Origin of the sequence: Rhodococcus sp. RS1C4, from assembly GCF_002258225.1 — a bacterium.
GTDB lineage: Bacteria > Actinomycetota > Actinomycetes > Mycobacteriales > Mycobacteriaceae > Rhodococcoides > Rhodococcoides fascians_E.
On sequence record NZ_NOXZ01000044.1, the window covers coordinates 19,538 to 45,394 of the forward strand.

The following is a 25,857-nucleotide window of genomic DNA, read 5'->3' on the forward strand; positions in this document are numbered from 1 at the left end:
GGCGCGACCGCACCGGACTTGCACCGGATTTCCTCTCGGCCGAAGCCTTCTGGTGGGGAATGCTACCCAAGTGAATCCGCTGCCGTGTCCACCCGTTCGCTCGTAGCATCGACGGATGGATGCTCGGGACATACGCAGCGCGTACCTGCAGTTCTTCGCCGACCGTGGCCATCGGCCGATCGAACGAGCGTCGCTGGTGCCCGTGGGCGATCCGACGACCCTGTTCAACGGCAGCGGTATGCAGCAGCTACTCCCCTATCTACTGGGTGCCGAACACCCCGAGGGGACGCGTCTGACCGACAGTCAGCCGTGCGTTCGCGTACAGGACATCGAGGAGGTCGGCGACAACCGGCACACGACGTTCTTCGAGATGCTCGGAAACTGGAGTCTGGGCGACTACTTCAAGGATCAGCAGATTCCGCGGTTCTGGGAGTTCCTCACCGGTGTCGTCGGTCTCGATCCCGCCCGGATCTTCGTGTCGTGTTTTGCCGGCGACGAGCGGTATTCGATACCGAAGGACACCGAGAGCGCCGACGTGTGGGCGTCGATGTTCGCCGCAGCGGGCATCGACGCGGACCGTGTCGATCTCGGTACGGAGGAACACGGCGGCCGAGTCGGTAGCAACGGGGCCAGGATCGCGTTCTACGGCGCGAAGAACTGGTGGTGCCGCGCGGGCTCGGCCGATGCGATGCCGGTCGGGGAACCCGGCGGTCCGGATTCCGAGGTGTTCTACCTCTATCCCGACGTTCCTCACGACACGGCGTACGGCGAGTTCTGCCACCAGAACTGCGATTGCGGGCGCTACATCGAACTCGGCAACTCGGTGTTCATGCAGTACGTGCGCACCGCAGACGGATTCGGCACGCTGCCGCGGCGCAACGTCGATTACGGAGGCGGACTCGAACGCATAGCGGCCGCGGCGATCGACAGTCCCGACGTGTTCCGCAGCTCGCTGCTGTGGCCGATAGTCGAACAGTTGGAAGCTCTGACCGGTGCGACGTACGCCTCGCACACCGCGGCCATGCGGGTGGTGGCCGATCACCTGCGCGGTGCGGTGTTTCTCGCGGTGGACGGAGTGCGACCCGGCAACAAGGAACAGGGGTACGTGATGCGCCGGTTGATTCGGCGCGCCGTTCGATTCGCGTTCGACCTCGGCGTGGAGCAGAACTTCGTGCAGGACGTGGTCCCGACGATCGCCGGGTTGTACCGCAGTGCGTATCCCGAGGTGGACCGGCTGCACGACGAAGTCGTCGCCGTCCTCGTCAAGGAGGAGAGGGTCTTTCGGCAGACTTTGCGGCGGGGGCTGCGAGAGCTGGCCAGAATGGCCGACGGACCCATCACCGGGGAGGAACTGTTCGTCCTCTACGACACCTACGGGTTTCCGGTCGAGCTCAGCGTCGAGGAAGCCAGAACCCGTGGACTCACCGTCAGTGCCCGATGGCGTACGGAGTTCGACGCGAAGATGCGCGAGCAGCGCGAACGCTCCCGCGCCGCCAACAAGATGCACTTGTAGCCTGAAGAAGTGAGTTCGACCGATCCCCGAGCCGTCCCGGACAAGTGCCCGGGCGCCCTGTCCATGCACCAGGCTGCCGACGGCTCGCTGGCTCGCGTGCGTCTACCGGGCGGAGTGGTCACTCCGGCGCAGATGCTCGTTCTCTCCGGCGCTGCGACCGAGCTGGGCAACGGTTCGATGGAGTTGACGTCGAGAGGCAATGTTCAATTTCGCGCTGTGTCCGACGGAGACGAGCTTGCACGTCGGCTGTCCGACGCAGGTCTGTTGCCGTCACCGACGCATGAACGAGTGCGCAACATCCTCGCATCGCCACTGACCGGTCGAGTCGGGGGAATCGCAGACGTACGCGACTCGATCGGCCGACTCGACGCCGCCCTGTGCGCGCGGCCGGCATTGGCCGAACTTCCGGGCCGCACACTGTTCGCGCTGGACGACGGCCGAGGCGACGTTCTCTCGGCGCGCCCGGATTTCGCGGCAGCGGCCGTATCCCCCGAACATCACCTTTCCGGCGATCCAGCGGACGAGAGGGCCCGGTACGCGCTGGTTCTCGCGGGCCGGGACACGGGTGTTCGCATTGCCGAAGGCGATGTCGTCGACGTACTGCTGGCGTCCGCTCAGGCGTTCGTGGATCTGCGAACCTCCGAATGGCGGCTGAGCGAGCTCTACGACGGACCCGAACGAGTGCTTGCGGCCCTCGGCTCGACTCCGACCACGGAGAGCCGCCTCGAGGTGGGGACGTCGTCGACTCCCCCGGTCGGCTGGCTACCGCAGAACGACGGCCGGGTAGCTCTCGGCGGAGCGCTCGCCCTCGGTACGTTGGACGGCCGACTCGCGGAGTTCCTGGCGGCGATCGACAGACCGTTGGTGCTCACCCCGTGGCGCAGCGTGGTGGTGTGCGATCTGGACGAGGACATGGCCGACACCGTGGTGCGTGTTCTCGCACCCATGGGTCTGATCTTCGACGAGAACTCACCCTGGATCGACGCCAGTGCCTGCACCGGCTCCCCCGGGTGCGAGAAGTCGAACGCCGACGTACGCGCAGATCTCACCGACGCGATCGGCGCAGGCACGGTCCTACGCGGACGCCGACAGCACTGGTCCGGATGCGACCGTCGGTGCGGGGCGCCGAAGGGAGATGTACTGAACGTCGTCGCCGGACCGACCGGATACCGGGTGTCCTGACCGCTCACCGGCCTGACCTATCGTGAACGCCATGCACGACTACATCCGCGACGGTGCGGAGATCTACCGACAGTCCTTTGCAACCATCAGGGCCGAGGCGGATCTGTCGGCGTTCTCCGCGGACATCGCGCAGGTCGTCGTGCGGATGATCCACGCGAGCGGCGAGGTCGATCTGACCGAGGTCATCGGCGCCACGCCGAACGTCGTCCACGATGCGCGCGCAGCGTTGAAGTCCGGCGCCCCGATTCTGTGCGATGCCAACATGGTCGCCGCGGGTGTCACCCGTCGGAGGTTGCCCGCGGACAACGAGGTCCTCTGCACGCTGTCCGACCCGCGGGTTCGCGACCTCGCGGACAAGCTGGGGACCACCAGGACCGCAGCGGCACTGGAGTTGTGGGGAGACCGACTCGACGGCGCCGTCGTCGCGATCGGCAACGCCCCGACCGCACTGTTCCATCTGATGGAGATGCTCGCCGCCGGTGCCCCCGCGCCCGCCGCCATCGTCGGAGGCCCGGTCGGTTTCATCGGCGCAGCCGAATCGAAAGAGGACCTCATCGCATCCGGACTGGGTGTGGAGTATCTCGTCGTTCGTGGCCGCCGCGGAGGAAGTGCGATCACCGCTGCAGCGGTCAATGCCATTGCGAGCGAGGAAGAATGAGCGTCGTTGCAGGCAAGCTGTGGGGTGTCGGAATCGGCCCGGGCGACTCGGAACTCGTCACCGTCAAGGCCGCCCGCGTCATCGAGGCGGCCGACGTGATCGCGTTCCACAGCGCGCGTCACGGCCGAAGCATTTCACGAGGCGTCGCGGCACCCTACATGCGTGACGGTCAGATCGAGGAGCACCTGGTGTATCCGGTCACGACGGAGACCACCGATCATCCGGGCGGATATCAGGGTGCGATCGACGAGTTCTACGAGGAGGCCGCGGCTCGATTGGCAGCCCACCTCGCTGCCGGTCGCGACGTCGCGTTGCTCGCCGAAGGCGATCCGCTGTTCTACAGCTCCTACATGCACATGCACAAACGACTCGTCGGCCGTTTCGACGTCGAGGTGATACCCGGCGTGACGTCGGTCAGTGCGGCATCTGCAGCGCTCAAGACTCCCCTCGTCGAACGTGACGAGGTGTTCACGGTTCTACCCGGAACCTTGCCCGTGGACGAATTGACGCGGCGGTTGGCGGCCACCGACGCCGCAGCGATCATGAAGCTCGGCCGCACCTTCCCCACTGTCGTGCAGGCGCTGACGGACGCGGGCAGGTTGGACGAAGCAAGATACGTCGAACGCGCGAGCACGGAGGGCCAACGCGTCTCGAGCGCCGCGGACGTCGACCCGTCGGCAGTTCCCTACTTCTCGATGGTCGTCGTGCCGAGCCCGGCCAACAACGCCGTGTCCCCCACACCCGCGGACGGGAAGGTCGAGGTCGGTGCAGTCGGTGAGGTAACTGTGGTCGGACTCGGTCCGGGCGCGGACTGCTGGACGACCGAGGAGGTGCGTCGAGAACTCGCCCGCGCCACCGACCTCGTCGGATACGTCACGTACTTGAATCGAGTAACGCTCGGACCCGGTCAGATTCGGCACGCGAGTGACAACAAGGTGGAGTCCGAGCGTGCCGCGTTCGCGCTCGATCTCGCCAAGCGAGGCAAGCGCGTGGTGGTCGTCTCGTCCGGTGACCCCGGGGTGTTCGCGATGGCGTCGGCGGTGATCGAAGTAGCGGCCGAACCGCAGTGGGCCGAGGTTCCGGTACGGGTGGTCCCCGGCATGACAGCGGCGAATGCCGTCGCGAGCCGGGTGGGCGCGCCGCTCGGACACGACTATGCGGTCATCTCGCTGTCCGACCGCCTCAAACCGTGGGACGTGGTCGCGAACAGGATCACTGCTGCCGCGGCCGCCGACATGGTCATCGCCGTCTACAACCCGGCGTCGAAATCCAGGACGTGGCAGGTCGAGAAGATGCGAGACCTGCTGTTGGAACACCGCAGCCCGCAGACTCCCGTCGTCATCGGACGTGCGGTAGGCAGCGACGAAGAGTCGGTTCGCGTCGTCGAACTGGGCGACCTCGACCCGAGCGAGGTCGACATGAGATGCCTGCTCATCATCGGCTCCTCGCAGACGCACGTCGTCGAGACCGGCGCGGGCCGGCAGGTGTTCACCTCTCGTCGTTACCCCTGACGTACGTGGTGGCCTCGAAGCCACTCCACGACGGCTCCGACGGAGTCCGCAGTGAAATCCGCCCCCGCTTCCCGAGGTCGGTCGATCATCACCACGGGGACACCCAGGCGACGGGCTGCGGCCAACTTTGCGTCCGTCATCGCTCCACCGCTGTTCTTCGTGACCATCGTGTCGATGCGATGCGCCCTCATCAGCTTGATTTCGTCGGCCTCCGCGAAGGGGCCGCGCGCGAGCAGCACCTCGTGATGCGGCGGTAGTGCGCCGGTGGGCGGATCGATGCTCCGAACGAGGAACCAGGTGCGCTCGATCCACGCGAACGCATCGACGTTCTGCCGCCCGATCGTCAGAAACGACCGACGGGAGAAGCGTTCGACTGCCTCGGCAGCCTCCGAGACCGATCCGACACGAATCCACCGGTCGTCCGCCGACGGCGTCCAGGCAGGGCGCACGAGCCGGACGAGCGGTGTGCCGGTGGCGCGCGAGGCCTCGCGCGCGTTGGACGACATCGACGTCGCGAACGGGTGCGTCGCGTCCACGACGACGTCGACGCATTCGTGTTCGAGCCACTGCGTCAATCCTGCCGGACCTCCGAAACCTCCGACCCGAGCCGAACCGACCGGCAGCTGTGGCTCGTGCACACGTCCCGCCAAGGACGAGACGACGTCGAGGCACGGATCGCCGTGGACCTCGGCGGCGAGCGAACGAGCCTCCGAAGTTCCGCCCAGCAGAAGGATCTTCACCGTTTGACGGCTGTCCATTGCGTGACGGGCATGTGGGGCCTCCAGCCGGTGAACGATCCCAGCGCCTCGGCCCGGTAGATCTGGAATCTGCGCAGAGAACCGCCGAACTTCGAAACACAGTGAAGAACCAGCGATTCCGACTCGGCGGTGACCGCATTGGCAACCAGTCGCCCGCCCACGCGAAGTCGCTCCCAGCAGACGTCGACCATGGCGTCGCTGGTCAGGCCGCCACCGATGAACACGGCGTCGGGTACGTCGTCGGGTACCTCTTCGAACGCAGCAGGTGCACGTCCGAGTACTCGAAGGCTCGGCACTCCCAACGCCGACGCGTTGGCGTCGATCTGCGCTCGTCTGGCGTCAATGGATTCGAAAGTCGTTGCTCGACAACGCGGGTGCGTCCGCATCCACTCGATGGAGATGGAACCCGAGCCGCCCCCGACGTCCCACAGCAGCTCACCGGGCGCGGGCGCGAGTGCACTCACGGTCAAGGCTCGGACCTCGGCTTTGGTCAGCTGGCCGTCGCCGGAGTAGGCGTCGTCGGGCAGACCCGGAACTCGGGTGAGCCGGCCCGACCGGTCGTCGGCGACGCAGTCGATCGCGACGACGTTCAGCGGATCTCCGGCCGAGTGGTTCCACGAGCCGGCCTCACCCGCCACCGAGTGCTCGGACGGCCCACCCAGTTGCTCGAGTACGGTCATCGACGACGCAGGATAGCCGGCCTCACACAGCTTTTCGGCCACGGCTGCCGGCGTGTCCTGATCGCGCGACAGGACGACGATGCGTGCACGGTCCGCCAGCGCCGCGACGAGAGTGCTCGGCGCCGTGTTGACGAGATTGACTGTGACCACCTCGTGCACCGCCCAACCGAGCCTGGCGCAGGCGAGCGACACCGAGGACGGAGCGGGAACGACATGCAATCTCGCGGCCCCGAATTCGCGGGCGAGCGTCACCCCGATTCCGTGGAACATCGGGTCGCCGCTCGCGAGCACGCAGATTCTTCGGCCGTGCCACTCCGCGAACGAGGTACGCAGACTCGGGACGAGCGGAGTCGGCCACCGGCGCGCCTTCTCGGGCGGAACCGGAGTCGAGTCGAGCTGGCGCCTCGATCCGAACACGACATCGGCCTCCGTGACGATCACCCGTGCCGACTCGGAGAGTCCGGCCCACCCGTCGGCCCCGATTCCGACGACGGAGATGGGCTGCGCCTGCGGCGAGGTCATCGAGGGGCCTTCCGCCACAACCACTGTGGAACGAATCGGACGGCGAAGTAGATCGGCGCGAGGATGCCGGGAATCCACACCCTCGACTTCCCGGCACCCAGAGCCGCGGCCACCGCGTCGGCGACCTGTGCAGGTGAGCTCGAGAGCGGGGCGGGAGTCATACCCTTCGTCATCGAACCGACGACGAAACCGGGGCGAACGAGCAGCAGGCTGACACCCGACCCTCGAAGAGCGTCGGACAAGCCCGTCGCGAATCCGTCGAGACCGGCTTTGGCCGATCCGTACACGTAGTTCGCCTTGCGCACACGCACTCCCGCGACGGAGGAGAACACGACGATCCGGCCGGTGCCCTGAGCGCGCAGGACAGTGGCGATCCGGGTCAACATCGCGGCCTGTGCAACGAAGTCGGTGTGCAGAATCGCCGCTGCATGAGCAGCATCCTGCTCGGCACGTGTTTGATCGCCGAGGATGCCGAACGCCAACACGACGGTGGACAGGGGCCCGTGCTCGGCAACGACCGACTGGAGCACGGCGCCGTGCGACCCGAGATCGTCGGCGTCGAACTCGACCGTCGCCACGGTGGTCGCACCTGCGGCCACGACCGCGTCCACCTGTTCGGTCAGGTCGTTGCTCCGGCGTGCGGCAAGCACGACGGTCCGGCCGGACGCCAGACGCGTAGCGAGCTCGAGTCCGATCTCGCTACGTCCGCCGAGAACGAGAACCGTGCCTTCGGGTGCAGTGGTCGTCACGACGGTCATTGTGGCCGATTACCGTGTGCATCATGGTCACCACCCCCGCATCCTTGACACCCGACGCCGTGGAGTTCCTCACCGAACGCCATCTCGCGACGCTGACCACCTTGCGCAGCGACGGCACTCCGCACGTGGTCGCCGTCGGATTCACCTGGGATCCCGACGGCGGGTTCGCCCGAGTCATCACCGGACGCGCGACGCAGAAAGCACTGAACGCCTCCCGCGGCGGATACGCGGCCGTCAGTCAGATCGACGGCCCTCGGTGGTTGACACTGGAGGGCACCTCGGAGGTGTTGACCGACCGCGACGACGTGGTCGACGCCGAGAACCGCTACGCGGTGCGGTACCGGGTTCCCCGGGAGAATCCCGAACGCGTGGTCATTCGAATTTCGGTTCGACGTGTGCTCGGGTCGCGGTCGCTGCTCACGACACCGGCAGCACCGTGAGTCCGTGCGGGCGGAGGTTGACCGACTCGCACCCGTCGGCGGTGACGATCACGATGTCCTCGATCCGGGCTCCCCACTGTCCGCGAAAGTAGATTCCCGGTTCGACGCTGAACGCCATTCCCTCGGTGAGTTCGATGTCGTTGCCGGACACGATGTAGGGCTCCTCGTGCACGGACAAGCCGATTCCGTGACCGGTGCGGTGCAGGAACGCCTCGCCCAGGCCCTCCGCGGTCAGGACTTCCCGGGCTGCGGCATCGACGGACTCGGCCGAGACACCGGGACGCACCCGATCCACGGCGGCCTGTTGTGCTCGCTCGAGTACGGCGTACTGCGCCGCGACGTCCGCGGGGGGATCGCCGAGGACGTAGGTGCGAGTCGAGTCGGAGTTGTATCCCGGCGCCACGGGCCCGCCGATGTCGATGACCACGACGTCGCCTGCCTCGATCACGCGATCGGACACCTCGTGATGCGGATCGGCGCCGTGCGGACCGGACCCGACGATGATGAAGGCCGCTTCGGTGTGGCCCTCCTCCAGGATGGCGGCGGCGATATCCTCCGCGATGTCGGCTTCGGTTCGGCCGACCTTCAGGAAATCCCCCATCCGTGCATGGACTCGGTCGATGGCCTGGCCTGCTCGACGTAATGCGTCGATCTCCGCCTCGTCCTTGACCATCCGGAGTCGACGCAGAACGTCCGTGGCCAGAACGGGTACGACACCGAGTCGGTTGGCGACGGGCACGAAGTGCAGCGCCGGCATCGCGTCGTCGACTGCGGTGGTGGCGCCCTCGGGCAGTGCCGCCGCGATGATGTCGTACGGACTCGTCCCGTCCACCCAATCGGCGAGTTCGAGCCCGAGGTCGGCCACGGCCGAGTCCTTCAGGGCGGCGAGCTCCATCCTCGGAACCACCACCGTCGGCTTAGCACCACTCGACGGCACGACGAGGCAGAGCAGACGCTCGAACGAACTCGCCTGTGAGCCGAGCAGGTACCGAAGGTCCGGCCCCGGCGAGATCAGCAGTGCGTCGAGTCCGGCCTCGGAGGCGAATTCGGCGGCACGTGCAAGTCGCGACGCGTAGGTCTCCGATGGGAATCTGGCTGGGGACTGTGCGGAAGTGGAACTCATGATCTACAGGCTATCGACGTTTTGGCAAGATGATCCACATGACCGCCCCTGGATCGTCGCCGCTGCTCCTTCTCGACGGAGCCAGCCTGTGGTTTCGCGCTTACTACGCTCTGCCCGAATCGATTACAGCACCCGACGGCACACCGGTGAACGCCGTGCGTGGATTCGTCGACATGGTGTCGGCGCTGATGGCCCGCACCGAGCCGAGTCGCCTCGCGGTCTGCCTCGATCTGAATTGGCGACCGCAGTTCCGCGTCGACCTCGTGCCGTCGTACAAAGCTCATCGCGTCGCCGAGGCTGCACCGGGCACACCGGAGAGCGAGGAAGTGCCGGACAGCCTGTCGCCCCAGGTGGATCTGATCATGGAGGTGCTCGCTGCAGCAGGCATTGCGACTGCAGGCGCTGAGGGCCTGGAGGCGGACGATGTCCTGGGTACCCTCGCCGCGCGCGAGCGCACCGACCCTGTCGTGGTCGTCAGCGGAGACCGGGATCTACTTCAGGTCGCAGCCGACGAACCCAATCAGGTGAAAGTCCTCTACGTGGGACGTGGTCTGGCGAAAGCCGAACTGTTCGGTCCCGCCGAGGTGGCCGAGAAGTACGGAGTGCCCGCGGATCGAGCAGGCGACGCCTACGCCGAGCTTGCTCTGCTGCGCGGGGACAGCTCGGACGGTCTGCCCGGAGTCAAAGGTGTCGGCGAGAAAACTGCGTCCACGCTCATGCTCCGGTACGGCTCGGTGGCTGCGCTGCGCGACGCTGCTCTCGACCCGTCGTCGGACATGGCGCAGGGCGTGCGGGCCAAACTCGCCGCGGCTGCCGACTACCTCGATGCGGCGCTACCGGTGGTCCGTGTCGTCCGCGACGCCGATGTGGTGCTCTCCAGGTCCGACGTCATACCGGCCGTCCCCGCCGACGCGGACAAGCTGGCCGAACTCGCCGCTCGACTGGGAATCGAGAACGCCGTGGGCCGACTCACCGCAGCCCTGTCGGTCCACGGGTCCTGAATGCGGCGGCCGGCCCACGGGTCGTGACGGGCGTTCGACGTCAACGCGGGCGGGAGACCTCGTATGTGCCGTCGTTATCGGTGAACGTCAAGGTCACCGTGCGCTCGAAACCGTCCACCTGAAGAGAGCATTCGAACGATGCTCCCTCCTCGATCTTCTTGCCGTCGGGGCACGAGACGTTGCTGACGGACGATGCACCGTAGGTACCGGTCACGATGTCCTCGACACCGGATTCGGCAGCTGCGGGATCGAGATTCTTGGAACCTCCGAATGCCAACGCGGCTCCACCGATCACGACGATGGCAGCGACCAGACCACCGATCACGAAGTACGGCGTTTTCGACTTGGTACCGCCGGGTGTCTGCTGGGCAGAATTCCACTGATTGCCCGGTCCCTGCGGCTGACCGGGGTATTGCCCCTGCCCCCACTGCGGCTGTCCCGGATACTGACCGGCCTGCTGGCCAGGCTGCTGACCGTACGGTTGGCCCGGATATTGGGCATTCGGCTGACCGTACGGCTGGCCTGGATACTGCCCCGGCTGCGGACCGGACTGCCCCGGCTGCCCCGGCTGGCCGTACTGCTGGCCTGGGTACTGGGTGTTGGTCTGGCCTGGATACTGGCCCGGCTGAGCAGGCTGACCGGGATACCCTGGCTGCTGCCCCGGCTGCTGGGCGTACGGCTGGCCCGGGTACTGCCCCTGCGGGTATCCGTACTGCCCGTACGCCTGCTGCGGATACTGTCCCTGCGAACCCTGTTGATTCGAGCCCGACGCGTCCGGATAAGCCTGAGTTGGGTACGCCGACGTGGCTCCGCCGTCCTGGGACCGGCCCCACTGCTCGGTGTCCGGGGTGGCACTCTCCGGCTTTCCTTGATCGCGCGACCACTGATCATCGGGGTTGTTCGGACCGTACGGGCCGCTCATCTCGCCTCCACGTGAATTCGATTGACCGGCCGCAACCATATCGGACACGGTTACGCAGCGTCGACTGCTACGACTCCTCGGCGCAACGCCGCGATCGCCCGCGCCGCCGCCTTCGACAACGCGGGATCCGGCGACGCCAGCCGGACCTGATCCAGCAGGTCGATCACCTGTCGACACCACCGAACGAAGTCGCCGCCCGACAGTGCTTTTCCGCGATCGCCCGCAGCCATCAACGCGTCGGCGAGCGTGTGATTGCTTGCCCAGCGGTAGACCGCCTTCACGAATCCCATGTCCGGTTCGCGGGTCTGCGGCAGCTTGTGCCGAATCTCGTCGGACCGCAACTCGCCCCACACGCGGACCGTCTCGCCCAGCGCATGACGGATCGGCCCGGTCGGGCCCTGAGGAACGGTGTCGCCGACCTCCTGACGGGACTCGAACACCACGGCCGACACTACCGCAGCCAGTTCGGCCGGCGCGAGCCCAGTCCAGAGACCCTGTCTCAGACACTCGGACACCAGCAGGTCCGACTCGGAGTAGATACGGCCGAGCCGCGCCCCGTGTTCGGTCACCGTGGGCGCCGCACCGGAGGTGATGTAGTCGCGCTCCGCGAGGAGAGCCAGAATGCGGTCGAAGGTTCGCGCGAGCGAATTGGTTGTTGCGGAGACTTTCTGACGCATCGATTCGGTGTCACGAGCCAGCTTGTTGTAGCGCTCACCGACGCGGCCGAGCTCGTCCCGGTCCGAGCGCGAGTGAACCGGATGCGATCGAAGACTTCTACGGAGCGTGGCGAGTTCACTGTCGTCTGCTGCCGTCGACTTGCGCCGACGCCGATCCGACGGAGCCGAGATGCCTGTCGACCGCAATGCCGCCGACAGGTCGCGCCGCGTGCGAGCAGTGCGGTGGTCGATGAACTTCGGCAGGCGCATACGACCGAGTGCGTACGCGGCTGACGGGAAGTCCGCCGCCGACAATCGTCCGGCCCACGCATCTTCGGTCAACACCAGCGGTCGGGGATCGACCCGGTCGTCGTCGGATTCCAACACCACGGCCAATCCGGCGCGCTTACCGCTGGGAACCGAGACGACGTCGCCTCGTTTGAGCTCGAGCAGTGACTCGACCGCCTGATCTCGCCGGTCCTGCCTGCCCTGACGCTCGAGCAGCCGCTCACGCTCGGTGAGTCGCTCCCGCAGTTTCGCGTACTCGAAATACTCGCCGTCGACGCCGCCGAGCCGTTCCAACAGTCCTGCGAGGGTCTTGCCGTTGCGGTCGATCCCACGGACCAGACCGACGACCGATCGATCTGCCTGGAACTGTGCGAACGACCGTTCCAGCAGCGTCCGCGATTCGGCGGCACCGAACTGCTCGATCAGATTGATCGACATGTTGTATCCCGGGCGGAACGAACTGCGCAGCGGGAACGTACGGGTGGATGCGAGACCGGCGACCTCCGTCGGCTCGGTTCCCGGCTGCCACAGCACGACAGCGTGTCCTTCCACGTCGATTCCGCGTCGACCGGCACGGCCGGTGAGCTGGGTGTACTCCCCCGGGGTCAACTCCGCGTGAGATTCACCGTTGTACTTGACCAGTTTCTCGAGGACCACGGTGCGCGCAGGCATGTTGATGCCGAGGGCAAGGGTCTCGGTCGCGAACACGGCGCGAACCAGGCCCTTGACGAACAGTTCCTCCACCGTGTGGCGGAACACCGGCAGCATGCCCGCGTGATGGGCCGCGAGGCCGCGCTCGAGTGCTTCACGCCACTCCCAGTATCCGAGAACCTCGAGATCCTCCCTCGGCAGCTCGGCGGTGTGTTTGTCGACGATGTAGCGAATCTCCTCGGCCTGCTCAGGCGTGGTCAACACCAACCGGGACCGAAGGCACTGCGTCAACGCACCGTCGCATCCGGCCCGGCTGAAGATGAACGTGATCGCAGGCAGAAGTCCTTCCTCGTCGAGCTTGGAGATGACCTCCGGACGCGGGAGCGGACGATTGGCCATGCTGGAACCGCCGGCGCGGCCACGGCCTCGTCCCCTGCCGTGCGGTGGTTGCCATCGATCGACGTGGTCGAGCGATTGACGCTGTTTCACGTAGCGAACGAGGTCCTTGTCGACGACGAGCCGTGCCGATCCTTCTCCGCTCTGGGCCCGGCTGTCGAACAGATCGAACAGCCGCCTCCCCACCATGATGTGCTGAGACAGCGGAACCGGCCTGTTCTCGTCGACCACCACGGTGGTGTCGCCGCGGACGGTCTCCATCCACGCGCCGAACTCCTCGGCGTTGCTGACGGTCGCGGACAGACTGACCAGCCGTACATCCTGCGACAGGTGCAGGATCACTTCCTCCCACACTGCGCCACGAAAACGGTCGGCGAGGTAATGAACTTCGTCCATCACGACGTGCGAGAGGCCACGCAACGCATCCGACGACGCGTACAGCATGTTCCGCAGGACCTCGGTGGTCATCACCACGATGGGGGCATCGGCGTTCACACTGGAGTCGCCCGTGAGCAGACCGACCGTGTCACGTCCGTAGCGGGCAGTGAGTTCGGCGAACTTCTGGTTGCTCAGCGCCTTGATCGGTGTGGTGTAGAAGCACTTTCGACCTGCGGCAAGCGCAAGGTGGACGGCGAACTCGCCGATGATCGTCTTGCCCGCGCCCGTCGGAGCACAGACCAGGACCCCGTGCCCGGATTCCAGCGCGGTGCACGCGTCCACCTGGAAACGATCCAACGGAAAATCGAGGTGCCCCGCGAATCGCTGCAGTTCGGACGTCGACACCGTCACACGATCACGTCAGATCGTGTCGGTGAAATCCCGCTCGGGTTGCTTCGGAGGAGTGACCGAAATCGGGGATGCAAGCGGACCAGCGGACTCGATCGACGATGCTTCGTCATCGGATACATCACCCCAATCATCTTTTCTCTTCCGCAATTTACGCTTGTCGTGAATGCGCGCTACTTGCACCGCCATCTCGAACAGCAGCGTGAGTGCAAGAGCCAGGGCAAGCATCGAGAACGGATCCTGGCCGGGTGTCGCGATCGCCGCGAACACGAACAGACCCATGATGAGTCCGCGTCGCCACGCCTTGAGGCGCTCGTACGTGAGTACACCGACGAAATTCAAGGCCACGACGAGCAACGGGATTTCGAAGCTCACGCCGAAGATGATCAGCAGATTGATGACGAAGCCGAAGTACTGGGCGCCGCTCAGCGCCGTTATCTGCACGTTGTCACCGATGGACAGCAAGAAGTGCAGGCCCTTGGAGACGATGAAGTACGCCAGCACGGCTCCGCCGACGAACAGGATGGCAGCGGAGGTCACGAACGAGACCGCGTAGCGACGCTCCTGCTTGTAGAGGCCAGGCGTGACGAACGCCCAGATCTGATACAGCCAGACGGGGCAAGCGAGCACGACGCCCGCCGTGAATGCGACTTTGAACCGCAACAGGAACTGGTCGAACGGACCGGTCGCGAGCAACCGACACTCGTCGACACCGCTCGTGTTGCCGCTGAGGTCCGCTCGAAGACTCGGATCGAGCGAGCAGTACGGGCCGCGAAGAAGATCGCCGAGACTCTCGATACCGAGAATCGTGTGGGAGTACCAGAAGAAGCCGAAGGCCGTGGTGACTGCCATGGCGAGAAGCGACCACATGAGTCGCGTGCGCAACTCGTAGAGATGATCGACCAACGACATGGTGCCGTCGGGATTCAAACGGCGCTTGCTGCGCCTCGGATCGAACGGAATTCGCATACTCTGTCTTCGCTCAGCAGTGAACCGGGGTGCTGGTCAGCACCCCGGTTTACCACGATGTCGCGTCAGGCGGACTTGGAGTCCGGCTGCGACGTCACGCTGCCTGTGGCGTGAATATCGCTGGCCTGCGAGTCGATCCGATTCGGCGCTGGTGTTGCCGGCGTATCGGACTTGCCGTCGTTCTGCATTTCCTTGACTTCACTCTTGAAGATCCGGAGCGAGCGACCGAGACCGCGTGCTGCGTCGGGCAGCTTCTTCGAACCGAACAGAATGACGACCACCAAAGCAACGATGGCCCAGTGCCACGGGCTCATGGCTCCCATGTTCTACCTCCCAAGATCAGATGACTCGAGCCTACCCGACGTTTCGCCACGTGGACTCCCTCGTCGCCGTACGTTTACGGTGCGTTCACACCGGACTTTCCCGACATGACGTCGTCGTACGCCGCCAACGCCTCGGCTGCCCTGTTCTCGACGCTACGCCGAAGTTCCGGCGGACCCAGGACCTGCACGCCTTCGCCGAACCCCAGCGTAAGACGCGTCATCCACGCGGGTGTCGCAAATCTCATCGTCACCACGAGCGATCCGTCGTCCTCGGTGTCCACCAGAGTCATCGGGTAATAGTCCAGAATCCACGCGTGACTCGGCAGTACGCGCAGTCGCGCCTGAGGCAGGGACGCGTCGTCGTTGAATATCTCGAAGCTGTCGTCCTCGTTCGCTCCCTCCGGCGGTGTCGACGGCACCTCGAGTTCCACGGCCCGATCGATGCGGTCCAACCGGAACAGACGCACACCTTCCGCGCTGCGGCACCACGCCTGCAGGTAACTGTGATCGTCGATCGACACCGTTCGGATCGGATCCACGACGCGCTCGGACACGGCGTCACGCGACGCGGAGTAATACGTCAGTTCCAGAGCGTGCTTGCTGCGCAGAGCGGAGCGGACAGCGGTCGCGATCGGGCTCTCGGGACGGTCGTCCGCGGGTTCGGCGCTGACGTTTCCCGGAACGTTCGCGCTCGCCGAACCGGCGGCCTGCTCGATCTTGGCGATGGCGCTCTGGGCCGCGCTCGGGTCGACCATGCCCGGCATCGACGTGAGCGACCGCAACGCCACGAGCAACGCCGTCGCCTCGGTGGACGTCAGTCGCAAAGGGCGGTCGATACCCGCCGAGAACGTGACTTCGATGCTCTCCTCGGAGAACGACAGATCGATCAGATCACCCGGCCCGTAACCGGGCAGCCCGCACATCCAGAGCTGGTTCAGATCGGTCATCAGCGTCGACGTGGACACCCCGAGCTCGCGCGCAGCTTCCTCGGCGCTCAGGCCTGGATTGGCAAGGAAGAACGGAACCATGTTCAGCAGCCGCGCCAGCCGGACCGACAGTCTCGCGCTCATCGCCCGACCGCCGGAACAACCGAACGCAGGGTCGCGATGACATCCGATCGAAGCTCGGCGGGTTCGAGCACCACCGCGTCGGACCCGTGTCCGGCGATCGACCGGGCGACCCACTCCCACGAACGGACGGGAATCCGGATCACCGACCCGGGACGTCCACCGATCATGCGATCCTCCATTGCCGTCCCCATCCGGCGGAGCTCCACCGCTCCACCCTCGGCTACCCACACCGTCGCAGTTCCGTTGACCTCGGCGGTTCCGGCCACGCGCGCGACAATGGACTGAACGTCCACGTCGTCGGGTTTGCGGATACTTCCCGCCCGACCGAACGTCGTGACGTCGTCGCCGATACGCGACAACCTGAACGTCCTGGTGTCGTTGCGATCGACGTCGTGTCCGACCAGATACCACCGGCCCCGAAACGTGACCACACCCCACGGTTCGACGGTGCGGGTCGTGTACGGATCCGTTGCCGAGCTGCGGTGCTGGAACTTCACCGACCGGCCCGCGTCGATTGCCGCGAGCAGAGCGCCGAGGGCAGGTTCAGATCCGCGGGTACGAGCCGGAACCGCCGTCACCGACGCCGCCGAGTCTTCCTGATCGACCTGGATTCCCGCGGCGCGCAGCTTGACCAACGCGCTCTGCGCCGCGGAGGTCAATTCCGGAGATTCCCACAACTGCACCGCGACCGCGACCGCAGCCGCTTCCTCGCGCGAGAGATCTATCTCCGGGAGCTCGTAGGCATCACGGTTGATTCGATAGCCTTCGACGCCGAACGTCCCGGCAGAGATCCCGGTCTCGAGGGGTACGCCGAGGTCACGGAGTTCGTTCTTGTCACGCTCGAACATCCGACTGAAGGCTTCGTCGCTGCCCGAGTCTCCGTAACCCGCGACGCTGTCCCTGATCCGTTCGGCCGTCACGAACTGACGTGTCGACAACAGACAGATGACGAGATTCATCAATCGTTCGACTTTGGTGATCGCCACCCCAAGAACCCTAACCGTCCGAGTCGCTTCGGTCGCATCGCGCGCCTGCGACCACTACATCGACGCGATCAACCGCTCCACTCGCTCGTCGACGGAGCGGAACGGGTCCTTGCACAGAACGGTGCGTTGAGCCTGGTCGTTGAGCTTCAGGTGAACCCAGTCGACCGTGAAATCGCGGCCTGCATCCTGCGCGGCGGTGATGAATTCCCCGCGGAGCTTTGCGCGTGTCGTCTGGGGAGGCAGATCGACAGCCTCGTCGATCTGCTCGTCCTCGGTCAACCTCTTCGCAAGACCCTTGCGCTGGAGCAGGTCGAACACCCCGCGACCCCGTTTGATGTCGTGATAGGCCAGATCGAGCTGCGCGATCTTCGGGTCGGACAACTCCATCGAGTATCGATCCTGGTAGCGCTGGAACAACTTTCGCTTGATGACCCAGTCGATCTCGGTGTCCACTTTGGCGAAATCCTGGGCTTCGACCGCGTCCAGAGTCCTACCCCACAGGTCCACGACCTGCTCGATCTGAGTGTTGGGCTCGCGCGTCTTCAGATGTTCCACCGCCCTGGCGTAGTACTCACGCTGAATCTCGAGTGCACTGGCCTGCCGTCCGCCGGCGAGGCGAACCGGCCGTCGACCGGTCAGATCGTGACTGACCTCGCGGATCGCGCGGATGGGGTTGTCCAGCGCGAAGTCCCTGAAGGAGACCCCGGCCTCGATCATCTCGAGCACGAGAGCGGCCGTACCGACCTTGAGCATCGTGGTTGTCTCGGCCATGTTGGAATCACCGACGATGACGTGCAACCGGCGGTACTTCTCGGCGTCCGCATGCGGTTCGTCGCGCGTGTTGATGATGGGACGTGACCGGGTGGTCGCCGACGACACACCTTCCCAGATGTGTTCGGCGCGCTGCGACAGGCAGAAGGTGGCGGCTTTGGGCGTCTGCAGAATCTTCCCGGCGCCGCAGATGAGCTGGCGAGTGACGAGGAACGGCAGCAGCACATCCGAAATCCGCGAGAACTCTCCCGCTCGCTGGACCAGGTAGTTCTCGTGGCAGCCGTAGGAATTGCCGGCCGAGTCGGTGTTGTTCTTGAACAGATAGATGTCCCCGCCGATACCTTCCTCGGCGAGCCGCTGCTCGGCGTCGATCAGCAGGTCCTCGAGGACTCGTTCACCGGCCCTGTCGTGAGTGACCAACTGCAGCAGACTGTCGCACTCGGCCGTCGCGTACTCGGGATGCGACCCGACATCGAGGTACAGGCGCGCACCGTTGCGGAGGAACACGTTGGAGCTACGGCCCCACGACACGACCCGGCGGAAGAGGTAGCGGGCCACCTCGTCCGGGCTCAGCCGCCTGTGCCCGTGAAAGGTACAGGTGACACCGAACTCGGTCTCGATGCCCATGATTCGTCGCTGCACACTTCGACAGTACAACGCAGACGCGCCGATGGAGCGTCCGAACGACGCACGGTGAAATTGTGTCGGTTTCCGCGGGCTGTCTGGCAGGAGTGGAGCCGGCAGGAACAACCTGGCAGGGCGGGAGTGGAGCCGGCAGGAACGACCTGGCAGGGCGGGAGTGGAGCCGGCAGGAACGACCCAGTGAGCCGGGAGTGGAGCCGGCAGGAACGACCGGCTCTAGGCTGGGGTGGTGACCGAGACATCCCCCTCCTTGCCCGATCGCATCCACGCCTGGGATGTCAGATTGTTCGACCGAACCGCAGCCAGTCGTGCATCCGTCGCCGATCCGATTCTCCGAAACCTCAGCACTGCGGCGAACCACAGTGGCTTGTGGATCGCCGCGTCGGGAGTGTTGGCGAGCAAGCGGGGTCCGACTCGTCGCGGCGCGGTACGCGGGTTGTTGGCCGTGGCGGCAGCGAGTGCATTGGCGAACGGTGTCCTCAAGCCTGCGTTTCCCCGTAGCCGTCCTGGTTTCGAGCGGACCCCTTTCGTCCGTCGAGTGTTGTCACCGCCTGTGTCGTCTTCTTTCCCTTCCGGCCATTCGGCGTCGGCGGCTGCGTTCGTCACCGGCGTGGCGCTCGAATCTCCGCTCGCTGCAGCTGCTTTGGCGCCGGTGGCCGCGGCGGTGTGCTATTCACGGGTGCACACCGGGGTTCACTGGCCGACGGATGTGGTCGCCGGTGCCGCTCTCGGTGCCGGAATTGCGTTGTCGACGCGGCGGTGGTGGGCCGTACGCACGGAAGAACCTGCCGAGCTCGGCAGATCCGTTGCGGCGCCGCAGCTTCCGCGCGGCAAGAACATGCTGATCATGATCAACCCCGGATCCGGTTCCGACGACACGATAGAGGACGACATCCGACGCATGTTGCCGGACGCCGACCTGTTCCGGCCCGACACCGACGGGGACTTCACCACGCAGCTCGAGGAGCGTATCGCCGCGACGTCGCCCACGGCACTCGGCGTGTGCGGCGGGGACGGGACAATCGTCAGCGTCGCGGAATCCGCCGTGCGGCACGACCTCCCACTCGCGGTGTTCCCGGGAGGTACTCTCAACCATTTCGCTCACGACGCCGGGGTCGCCGATGTCGCCGCCACCGCACGCAGCATCGAGAACGGAACCGCCGATCGTGTCGATCTCGCCCACGTCGTCGTCGACGGCCGGGATCGGATCTCGTTCGTCAACACTGCGACGTTCGGCGGATACCCGGACTCCGTGCGGCTGCGGGAGAAGCTGCAGGACCGCATCGGTAAATGGCCTGCTGCTGCCGTCGCGATGGTACGAGTACTCGGCCGCGCCCAGCCGATGCAGATCGAGTTGGACGGCCGTCGGCAGGCAGTGTGGATGCTGTTCGTCGGGAACGGCCAGTACGCGCCCACGGACCGGGTTCCGATGTCCAGGCCCTCGATAGGTTCCGGCACGCTGGACCTGAGGTATCTGCCGTCGACTCCGTTCCTGTCTCGTACCCGGCTCGTTCTGGCGGCACTCACCGGAACGCTCGGATCGTCGTCGACCTACGTCCACTCGTCGGTTCACTCGCTGAAGGTCGCCGTCGAAGGCCCCGAAGTCGCGCTCGCCACCGACGGCGAAGTCACCGCAGACGGTCGCACATTCGAATTCGGCGTCGACGAGAACGGCCTCGCGCTCTACCGAGATCGATAGAACACGAGGCCGCAGGCTCCCGAAGATGAAGGCAGGGCGCTACTCAGGTCATTCCTCGGGCTCCACTCCCGGGATTACCCAGGTCATTCCGCTGGCTCCACTCCCGGCTCTACTCAGGTCATTCCGCGGGCTCCGCTCCCGGCTGCCCGGGCGTGGGTTCCTGGTCGGCGGCGTCGCGCCGAGGAAGCATGTCCTGCAGCGCAGCTCCGGCGATGCGCCTGAACGCCCGCCGGGGCCGTCCCTGATCCAGCACGGCGACCTCGAGAGCGCTGACCTCGAGCACCTTCTTCTCCGGCTCCGTGCCGCCCTGTCCCGCCGGCGACGCAGCCGGTGCTGCGCCCGCCTCGAGTGCGGCAACCGAGATCTTCACAGCCGAGGCCAAGTCGAGCCCGGTGCGGTAGGACTCCTTGAGGGCGGTGACGATCGGCTCGGTGGTGCCACCCATGACGACGAAGTCCTGCTCGTCGACGATCGATCCGTCGTAGGTGATCCGGTAGAGCTGGCTGGCGACCGGTTCGTCGGAATGGGACACCTCGGCGACGCAGATCTCCACCTCGTACGGCTTGAGCTGTTCGGTGAAGATGGTTCCGAGCGCCTGAGCGTACGTCTTCGCCAGAGATCGACCCGTCACGTCGCGCCTGTCGTAGGTGTAACCCTTGGTGTCCGCGTGGAGGATGCCTGCCTTGCGCAGGTTCTCGAACTCGTTGTACTTCCCCACCGCGGCGAACCCGAGGCGGTCGTAGAGTTCGCTCACCTTGTGCAGCGCCGACGACCGGTTCTCCGCCACGAACAGCACCCCGTCCGCGAAGGACAGCACGATGACGCTTCTACCGCGGGCGATACCCTTGCGCGCGAGCTCGGAGCGATCGCGCATGATCTGCTCGGCCGACGCGTAGTACGGCATGGTCATGACGCAGTCCCCCCTTCGATCGTGCGGTCGGCGATGACGGCGCGAGCTGCGGCCGAGATGCGATCCTCGGCCACTTCGTCGGCGCCGACACTGGTGATGGTCACCGCGGTCGGGTAGATCCCGCGGGTCACGTCAGGTCCACCCGTCGCGGAGTCGTCGTCCGCCGCGTCGAACAGCGACTCCACGGCCGCCCGCAACGCGTCGTCCTCGCTCAGCCCGGGGGCGTAGAGCTTCTTGAGTGCCGACTTCGCGAACAGCGAACCCGACCCGACCGCGTGATACCCCGACCGTTCTTCGTAACGTCCGCCGACGACGTCGTAGGACACGATGCGACCGGCGCGATCGGGATCTGCGATGTCCACGTCGAAACCGACGAGCAACGGCACCGCGGCCAGACCCTGCATTGCCGCACCGAGGTTGCTCCGCACCATCGACGACAGCTTGTTCGCCTTGCCGTTGAACGTCAGCGGCACGCCCTCGATCTTCTCGTAATGCTCGAGTTCGACCGCGAACAGACGAACGAGTTCGATGGCGATACCCGCCGTTCCGGCGATGCCGGCCGCCGAGAACTCATCCGTGACGAACACCTTCTGCATGTCTCTGTTGGCAATCAGATTGCCCTGCGTGGCACGGCGATCACCGGCGATGAGCACGCCACCGGCGTACGTCACCGCCACGATCGTCGTGCCGTGCGGTGCCAGGTCCGAGTGCACCGGGTTTCCTCCGCGGTCGCTCGTGAGGCCCCGCTCGTCCAGACCGCCGGAAAACTGCATCCGGCTCTCGGGGAGGAGGTGCGGGGCGTGATCACGCAGATGGTCGGTGAACGAGGAGTGATGCGAGCCGAACGCCGGCAGAAAATCGGCCGCCGAGGGGTTCGCGCTGCGATCCACCGTCACTGGCCGCCCTTCTGAACGTAGGCGCGGACGAAGTCCTCGGCGTTTTCCTCGAGCACGTCGTCGATCTCGTCGAGGAGGTCGTCGGTCTCTTCGGCCAACTTCTCGCGTCGTTCCTGACCGCCACCGGCCTCGCCGGGAACCTCGTCGTCGCCGTCACCACCGCCAGAGCGTCGTGTCTGCTCCTGAGCCATAGTCGTCGACCTCCTTACGTCATCGCAGTACCTGCTCGGACCTTCACCCTACCGATCACAGAGCGTCATGGGGCGTCAAGACGCGACGGCAATCGACTCAGGACGTGAGTTGGTCCACCAGTTCCGCCGCGGTGTTCACGCTTTCCAGCAGTTCGCCGACATGAGATTTGCTTCCACGCAGCGGTTCCAACGTCGGAATACGCACCAGCGAGTCGCCGCCGAGATCGAAGATCACCGAATCCCAACTCGCAGCCGCGATATCGGCGCCGAACTTACGCAACACCTCGCCTCGGAAGTACGCGCGCGTGTCGGACGGCGGAGTGGAGACGGCGTCGAGCACCTGCTGTTCGGTGACCAGCCGTTCCATCGACCCGCGCGCGACGAGCCGGTTGTAGAGCCCCTTGTCCAACCGAACGTCCGAGTACTGGAGGTCGACCAGATGCAGTCGCGGCGCCGACCACCCGAGGCCTTCGCGCTGACGGAACCCTTCGAGCAGACGCAGTTTGGCCGGCCAGTCCAGCAGGTTCGCGCACTCCATCGGATCGCGTTCGAGAAGGTCGAGAACCATGGCCCACTTGTCCAGAATGTCCGCGACACGAGGATCGTTCTTGCCCTCGCCTGCAACGAACTTCGCCACCCTCTGGTGATAGATCCGCTGCAACGCGAGGGCGGTCAGCTCCCGCCCGTCCGTCAGTGCGACCGTCTGACGAAGCGTCGGGTCGTGGCTGATCTGGTGAACCGCGGTGACCGGCCGAGCGAGCTGCAGGTCGGACAGATCGACGCCTGCTTCGATGATGTCGAGAACCAGCGCCGTCGTACCCACCTTGAGATACGTGGCCATCTCCGCGAGGTTGGCGTCGCCGATGATGCAATGCAGCCTGCGGTACTTGTCTGCGTCCGCGTGCGGCTCGTCACGGGTGTTGATGATCCCGCGCTTCAGCGTCGTCTCCAGACCGACCTCGACCTCGATGTAGTCCGCTCGTTGAGACAACTGGAACCCGGACTCGTCACCGGACTGGCCGATGCCGACGCGACCGGAGCCGGTGATGACCTGGCGGGAGGCGAAGAACGGTGACAGCCCGGCGATGACGGCCGAGAACGGAGTCGCGCGGGACATGAGGTAGTTCTCGTGGGTGCCGTAGGACGCGCCCTTGCCGTCCACGTTGTTCTTGTACAACTGCAAGCGCGGTGCACCGGGAACACTCGACGCGTGACGCGCCGCGGCCTCCATCACGCGCTCGCCTGCCTTGTCCCAGATCACCGCGTCGAGCGGGTCTCGAACCTCGGGAGCCGAGTACTCGGGATGCGCGTGATCTACGTACAGACGGGCGCCGTTGGTGAGGATCATGTTCGCGGCGCCGACCTCGTCGGCGTCGATGACGGGAGCGGGCCCACTGAAACGACCCAGGTCGAATCCGCGCGCATCACGAAGCGGCGACTCGACCTCGTAGTCCCACCGGGTTCGCTTCGCCCGCGGAACTCCCGCAGCCGCCGCGTACGCGAGCACCGCCTGGGTCGAGGTGAGGATCGGGTTGGCCGTGGGTTCGGTCGGGGACGAGATTCCGTACTCGACCTCGATACCGATGATGCGCTCCATGGCCCCGAGCCTAGGTGATCGCGCCGTTCGCCCGTGGAACCGACGCTGCCCGCGACCGTCACAGCGGTCGCGGGCAGCGTCGAACTCCTCGAATCCTTACAGGTACTGGCCGGTGTTCGACTCGGTGTCGATGGCACGCGACGCACTGGCGTTCTTGCCTGTGACCAGCGTCCGGATGTAGACGATGCGCTCGCCCTTCTTGCCCGAGATTCGCGCCCAGTCGTCCGGATTGGTCGTGTTGGGCAGGTCCTCGTTCTCCGCGAACTCGTCGACGATGGAGTCGAAGAGGTGCTGGACCCGCAAACCCGGATTACCGGACTCCAGAACCGATTTGATCGCGTACTTCTTGGAGCGGTCGACGATGTTCTGGATCATTGCACCCGAGTTGAAGTCCTTGAAGTACAGAACTTCCTTGTCCCCGTTGGCGTAGGTGACCTCGAGGAACCTGTTGTCCTCGCTCTCGGCGTACATGCGGTCCACGACACGTTCTATCATCGCGCGGACGCACGAGGTCCGGTCGCCGCCGAACTCGGCGAGATCGTCCGCGTTGACCGGCAACGAATCCGTCAGGTACTTGGAGAAGATGTCCTGCGCAGACTCGGCGTCCGGACGTTCGATCTTGATCTTGACGTCGAGGCGCCCCGGGCGAAGGATCGCGGGATCGATCATGTCCTCGCGATTGGACGCACCGATCACGATGACGTTCTCCAGCCCTTCCACACCGTCGATCTCGGCGAGAAGCTGCGGAACGACCGTCGTCTCGACGTCCGAGGACACACCGGAACCACGCGTACGGAAGATCGAGTCCATCTCGTCGAAGAACACGATCACCGGCGTGCCCTCGGAGGCCTTCTCGCGCGCACGCTGGAAGATCAACCGAATGTGCCGTTCGGTCTCGCCGACGAACTTGTTGAGCAGCTCGGGGCCCTTGATGTTGAGGAAGAACGACTTGGCTTCCTTGGCATCCTGGCCGCGCGCCTCGGCGATCTTCTTGGCGAGCGAGTTGGCGACGGCCTTGGCGATCAGAGTCTTGCCGCAGCCGGGCGGCCCGTACAGCAGAACACCTTTCGGAGGCCTGAGCGAGTACTCGCGGAAGAGGTCCTTGTGCAGAAACGGCAATTCGACGGCGTCTCGGATCTGCTCGATCTGGCGACCGAGACCGCCGATGTCCTCGTAGCCGACGTCCGGAACTTCCTCGAGCACCAAGTCCTCGACCTCGGCCTTGGGGACCCGCTCGAAGGCGTAGCCGGCCTTCGTGTCGACGAGCAGCGAGTCACCGGGACGCAGCTTGCGCGACGGCTCGTCCGGGTCGTCGATGCCCTCGTCGTTCGCCATGTCGACGAGCGGCTTGGCGAGCCACACCACGCGTTCCTCGTCGGCATGGCCGACGACCAGTGCCCGCGAACCGTCTCCGAGAAGTTCACGGAGCGTGCTGATCTCGCCGACCTGTTCGAAGGAACCGGCCTCGACGATGGTGAGTGCCTCGTTGAGCCGTACCGTCTGACCCGCAGCCAACGACGAGGACTCGACGTTGGGTGAGCACGCGAGGCGCATCTTGCGACCGGACGTGAAGACGTCGACGGTGTCGTCCTCGTGGACGGCCATGAGAATGCCGTAGCCGCTGGGCGGTTGACCCAGCCGGTCCACTTCCTCGCGCAGTGCGATCAACTGCTGACGAGCTTCCTTGAGCGTGTCCATCAATTTGGAGTTGCGCAACGACAGCGAGTCGATGCGGGACTCCAGTTCACGGACACGCTCCGGCGATTCTCCGAGCCCACCGAGCTGACGCCTCAGCGACGCCGCCTCGGCACGTAGCTCCTCGAGTTCCGCCCGGGCCGCAGCCGAATCCGGATTGTCTGTTGAGCTCATGAGCGACTCCTCCCAGTGAAGATCAGTCAACGCTACCGGCAGTTTCACGAATGTGCGTGTGGACACGTTCGAGCACCGCGCACTTGTGA

The 25,857-nt window shown here is 65.5% G+C and carries 23 protein-coding genes; 7 read left to right on the plus strand and 16 right to left on the minus strand.

Features of this window, described 5'->3' with window-relative positions; translation table 11 throughout:
* Window positions 1–115 precede the first annotated feature (115 nt).
* From CH289_RS22380 to cobJ, 4 genes are read left to right on the plus strand one after another with little or no spacing between them, the layout of a single operon-like run.
* A complete protein-coding gene (locus tag CH289_RS22380; protein WP_094728648.1) occupies window positions 116–1,513 on the plus strand; it encodes an alanine--tRNA ligase-related protein in 1,398 nt (465 codons plus the stop codon).
* Window positions 1,514–1,522: 9 nt separating this feature from the next.
* Complete coding sequence (gene cobG / locus CH289_RS22385) at window positions 1,523–2,695, plus strand: precorrin-3B synthase (RefSeq protein ID WP_255183016.1); 1,173 nt, start codon at window positions 1,523–1,525, stop codon at window positions 2,693–2,695.
* A 31-nt stretch (window positions 2,696–2,726) separates the two neighbouring features.
* Complete coding sequence (locus CH289_RS22390; protein ID WP_033189753.1) at window positions 2,727–3,353, plus strand: precorrin-8X methylmutase; 627 nt, start codon at window positions 2,727–2,729, stop codon at window positions 3,351–3,353.
* Window positions 3,350–4,864: a precorrin-3B C(17)-methyltransferase gene (cobJ, locus tag CH289_RS22395; protein WP_094711013.1), complete on the plus strand. Its 1,515-nt coding sequence runs from the start codon at window positions 3,350–3,352 to the stop codon at window positions 4,862–4,864. Before CH289_RS22390 ends, cobJ begins: the two co-directional genes overlap by 4 nt.
* On the opposite strand, the gene CH289_RS22400 is transcribed toward cobJ, so the two are convergent.
* The 3 genes from CH289_RS22400 to CH289_RS22410 are packed head-to-tail and all read right to left on the minus strand — an operon-like array spanning window position 4,855 to window position 7,582.
* Window positions 4,855–5,622 carry a cobalt-precorrin-6A reductase gene (locus CH289_RS22400; protein ID WP_037163195.1) on the minus strand — a complete coding sequence of 256 codons (768 nt, stop codon included), beginning with the start codon at window positions 5,620–5,622 and terminating at the stop codon, window positions 4,855–4,857. The genes cobJ and CH289_RS22400 overlap by 10 nt on opposite strands.
* Window positions 5,601–6,824 (minus strand): precorrin-6y C5,15-methyltransferase (decarboxylating) subunit CbiE, encoded by a 1,224-nt coding sequence (cbiE, locus tag CH289_RS22405; RefSeq protein WP_176458835.1) that lies wholly within the window; start codon window positions 6,822–6,824, stop codon window positions 5,601–5,603. Before cbiE ends, CH289_RS22400 begins: the two co-directional genes overlap by 22 nt.
* Window positions 6,821–7,582, minus strand: coding sequence for an SDR family NAD(P)-dependent oxidoreductase (locus CH289_RS22410; RefSeq protein WP_094711015.1), 762 nt, complete (start codon window positions 7,580–7,582; stop codon window positions 6,821–6,823). Before CH289_RS22410 ends, cbiE begins: the two co-directional genes overlap by 4 nt.
* Before the next feature lie 23 nt (window positions 7,583–7,605).
* Between CH289_RS22410 and CH289_RS22415 the strand changes: the two genes are divergently transcribed.
* Window positions 7,606–8,022 (plus strand): PPOX class F420-dependent oxidoreductase, encoded by a 417-nt coding sequence (locus CH289_RS22415; protein ID WP_020110062.1) that lies wholly within the window; start codon window positions 7,606–7,608, stop codon window positions 8,020–8,022.
* Here the strand turns inward: CH289_RS22415 and CH289_RS22420 are convergent.
* Window positions 8,000–9,145: a M24 family metallopeptidase gene (locus CH289_RS22420; RefSeq protein WP_020110063.1), complete on the minus strand. Its 1,146-nt coding sequence runs from the start codon at window positions 9,143–9,145 to the stop codon at window positions 8,000–8,002. The two genes, CH289_RS22415 and CH289_RS22420, sit on opposite strands and share 23 nt — an antisense overlap.
* Window positions 9,146–9,174: 29 nt before the next feature.
* Here CH289_RS22420 and CH289_RS22425 point away from each other — a divergent pair, with 29 nt between their 5' ends.
* Window positions 9,175–10,146: a 5'-3' exonuclease gene (locus CH289_RS22425; RefSeq protein WP_019666257.1), complete on the plus strand. Its 972-nt coding sequence runs from the start codon at window positions 9,175–9,177 to the stop codon at window positions 10,144–10,146.
* A 40-nt stretch (window positions 10,147–10,186) separates the two neighbouring features.
* Here the strand turns inward: CH289_RS22425 and CH289_RS22430 are convergent, their stop codons facing one another.
* From CH289_RS22430 to pafA, 7 genes are all read right to left on the minus strand, one after another.
* Window positions 10,187–11,068, minus strand: a complete 882-nt coding sequence (locus tag CH289_RS22430; protein WP_020110064.1) for a DUF4333 domain-containing protein — start codon at window positions 11,066–11,068, stop codon at window positions 10,187–10,189.
* Window positions 11,069–11,118: 50 nt separating this feature from the next.
* Window positions 11,119–13,848 carry a DEAD/DEAH box helicase gene (locus tag CH289_RS22435; protein ID WP_020110065.1) on the minus strand — a complete coding sequence of 910 codons (2,730 nt, stop codon included), beginning with the start codon at window positions 13,846–13,848 and terminating at the stop codon, window positions 11,119–11,121.
* A 9-nt stretch (window positions 13,849–13,857) separates the two neighbouring features.
* Window positions 13,858–14,814, minus strand: a complete 957-nt coding sequence (tatC, locus tag CH289_RS22440; RefSeq protein ID WP_019666260.1) for a twin-arginine translocase subunit TatC — start codon at window positions 14,812–14,814, stop codon at window positions 13,858–13,860.
* A gap of 65 nt (window positions 14,815–14,879) precedes the next feature.
* Window positions 14,880–15,137, minus strand: coding sequence for a Sec-independent protein translocase subunit TatA (gene tatA / locus CH289_RS22445; protein ID WP_020110066.1), 258 nt, complete (start codon window positions 15,135–15,137; stop codon window positions 14,880–14,882).
* A gap of 74 nt (window positions 15,138–15,211) precedes the next feature.
* Window positions 15,212–16,207, minus strand: a complete 996-nt coding sequence (locus CH289_RS22450; RefSeq protein ID WP_020110067.1) for a helix-turn-helix transcriptional regulator — start codon at window positions 16,205–16,207, stop codon at window positions 15,212–15,214.
* Window positions 16,204–17,193 carry a helix-turn-helix transcriptional regulator gene (locus CH289_RS22455; RefSeq protein WP_020110068.1) on the minus strand — a complete coding sequence of 330 codons (990 nt, stop codon included), beginning with the start codon at window positions 17,191–17,193 and terminating at the stop codon, window positions 16,204–16,206. The genes CH289_RS22450 and CH289_RS22455 overlap by 4 nt, the downstream gene beginning before the upstream one ends.
* A gap of 54 nt (window positions 17,194–17,247) precedes the next feature.
* Window positions 17,248–18,606, minus strand: a complete 1,359-nt coding sequence (gene pafA, locus CH289_RS22460; protein WP_026347980.1) for a Pup--protein ligase — start codon at window positions 18,604–18,606, stop codon at window positions 17,248–17,250.
* A gap of 229 nt (window positions 18,607–18,835) precedes the next feature.
* On the opposite strand from pafA, the gene CH289_RS22465 reads away from it, so the two are divergent.
* A complete protein-coding gene (locus CH289_RS22465; RefSeq protein WP_249277222.1) occupies window positions 18,836–20,305 on the plus strand; it encodes a bifunctional phosphatase PAP2/diacylglycerol kinase family protein in 1,470 nt (489 codons plus the stop codon).
* Between the two features lie 118 nt (window positions 20,306–20,423).
* Here the strand turns inward: CH289_RS22465 and prcA are convergent, their stop codons facing one another.
* The 5 genes from prcA to arc all read right to left on the minus strand — a co-directional run bounded on the left by prcA (window position 20,424) and on the right by arc (window position 25,768).
* The gene (prcA, locus tag CH289_RS22470; RefSeq protein ID WP_020110070.1) at window positions 20,424–21,215 is read right to left on the minus strand and encodes a proteasome subunit alpha; all 792 of its coding nucleotides are present in this window, start codon (window positions 21,213–21,215) and stop codon (window positions 20,424–20,426) included.
* Complete coding sequence (gene prcB, locus CH289_RS22475; RefSeq protein ID WP_019666268.1) at window positions 21,212–22,111, minus strand: proteasome subunit beta; 900 nt, start codon at window positions 22,109–22,111, stop codon at window positions 21,212–21,214. The genes prcA and prcB overlap by 4 nt, the downstream gene beginning before the upstream one ends.
* Entirely contained in the window at window positions 22,108–22,302 is a 195-nt protein-coding gene (locus tag CH289_RS22480; RefSeq protein ID WP_019666269.1) for a ubiquitin-like protein Pup, read from the minus strand. Before CH289_RS22480 ends, prcB begins: the two co-directional genes overlap by 4 nt.
* 97 nt (window positions 22,303–22,399) lie before the next feature.
* Complete coding sequence (dop, locus tag CH289_RS22485; protein WP_019666270.1) at window positions 22,400–23,899, minus strand: depupylase/deamidase Dop; 1,500 nt, start codon at window positions 23,897–23,899, stop codon at window positions 22,400–22,402.
* Window positions 23,900–23,995: 96 nt separating this feature from the next.
* On the minus strand, window positions 23,996–25,768 hold the full coding sequence (gene arc / locus CH289_RS22490; protein ID WP_026347981.1) for a proteasome ATPase: 1,773 nt from the start codon (window positions 25,766–25,768) through the stop codon (window positions 23,996–23,998).
* Window positions 25,769–25,857: the final 89 nt, after the last annotated feature.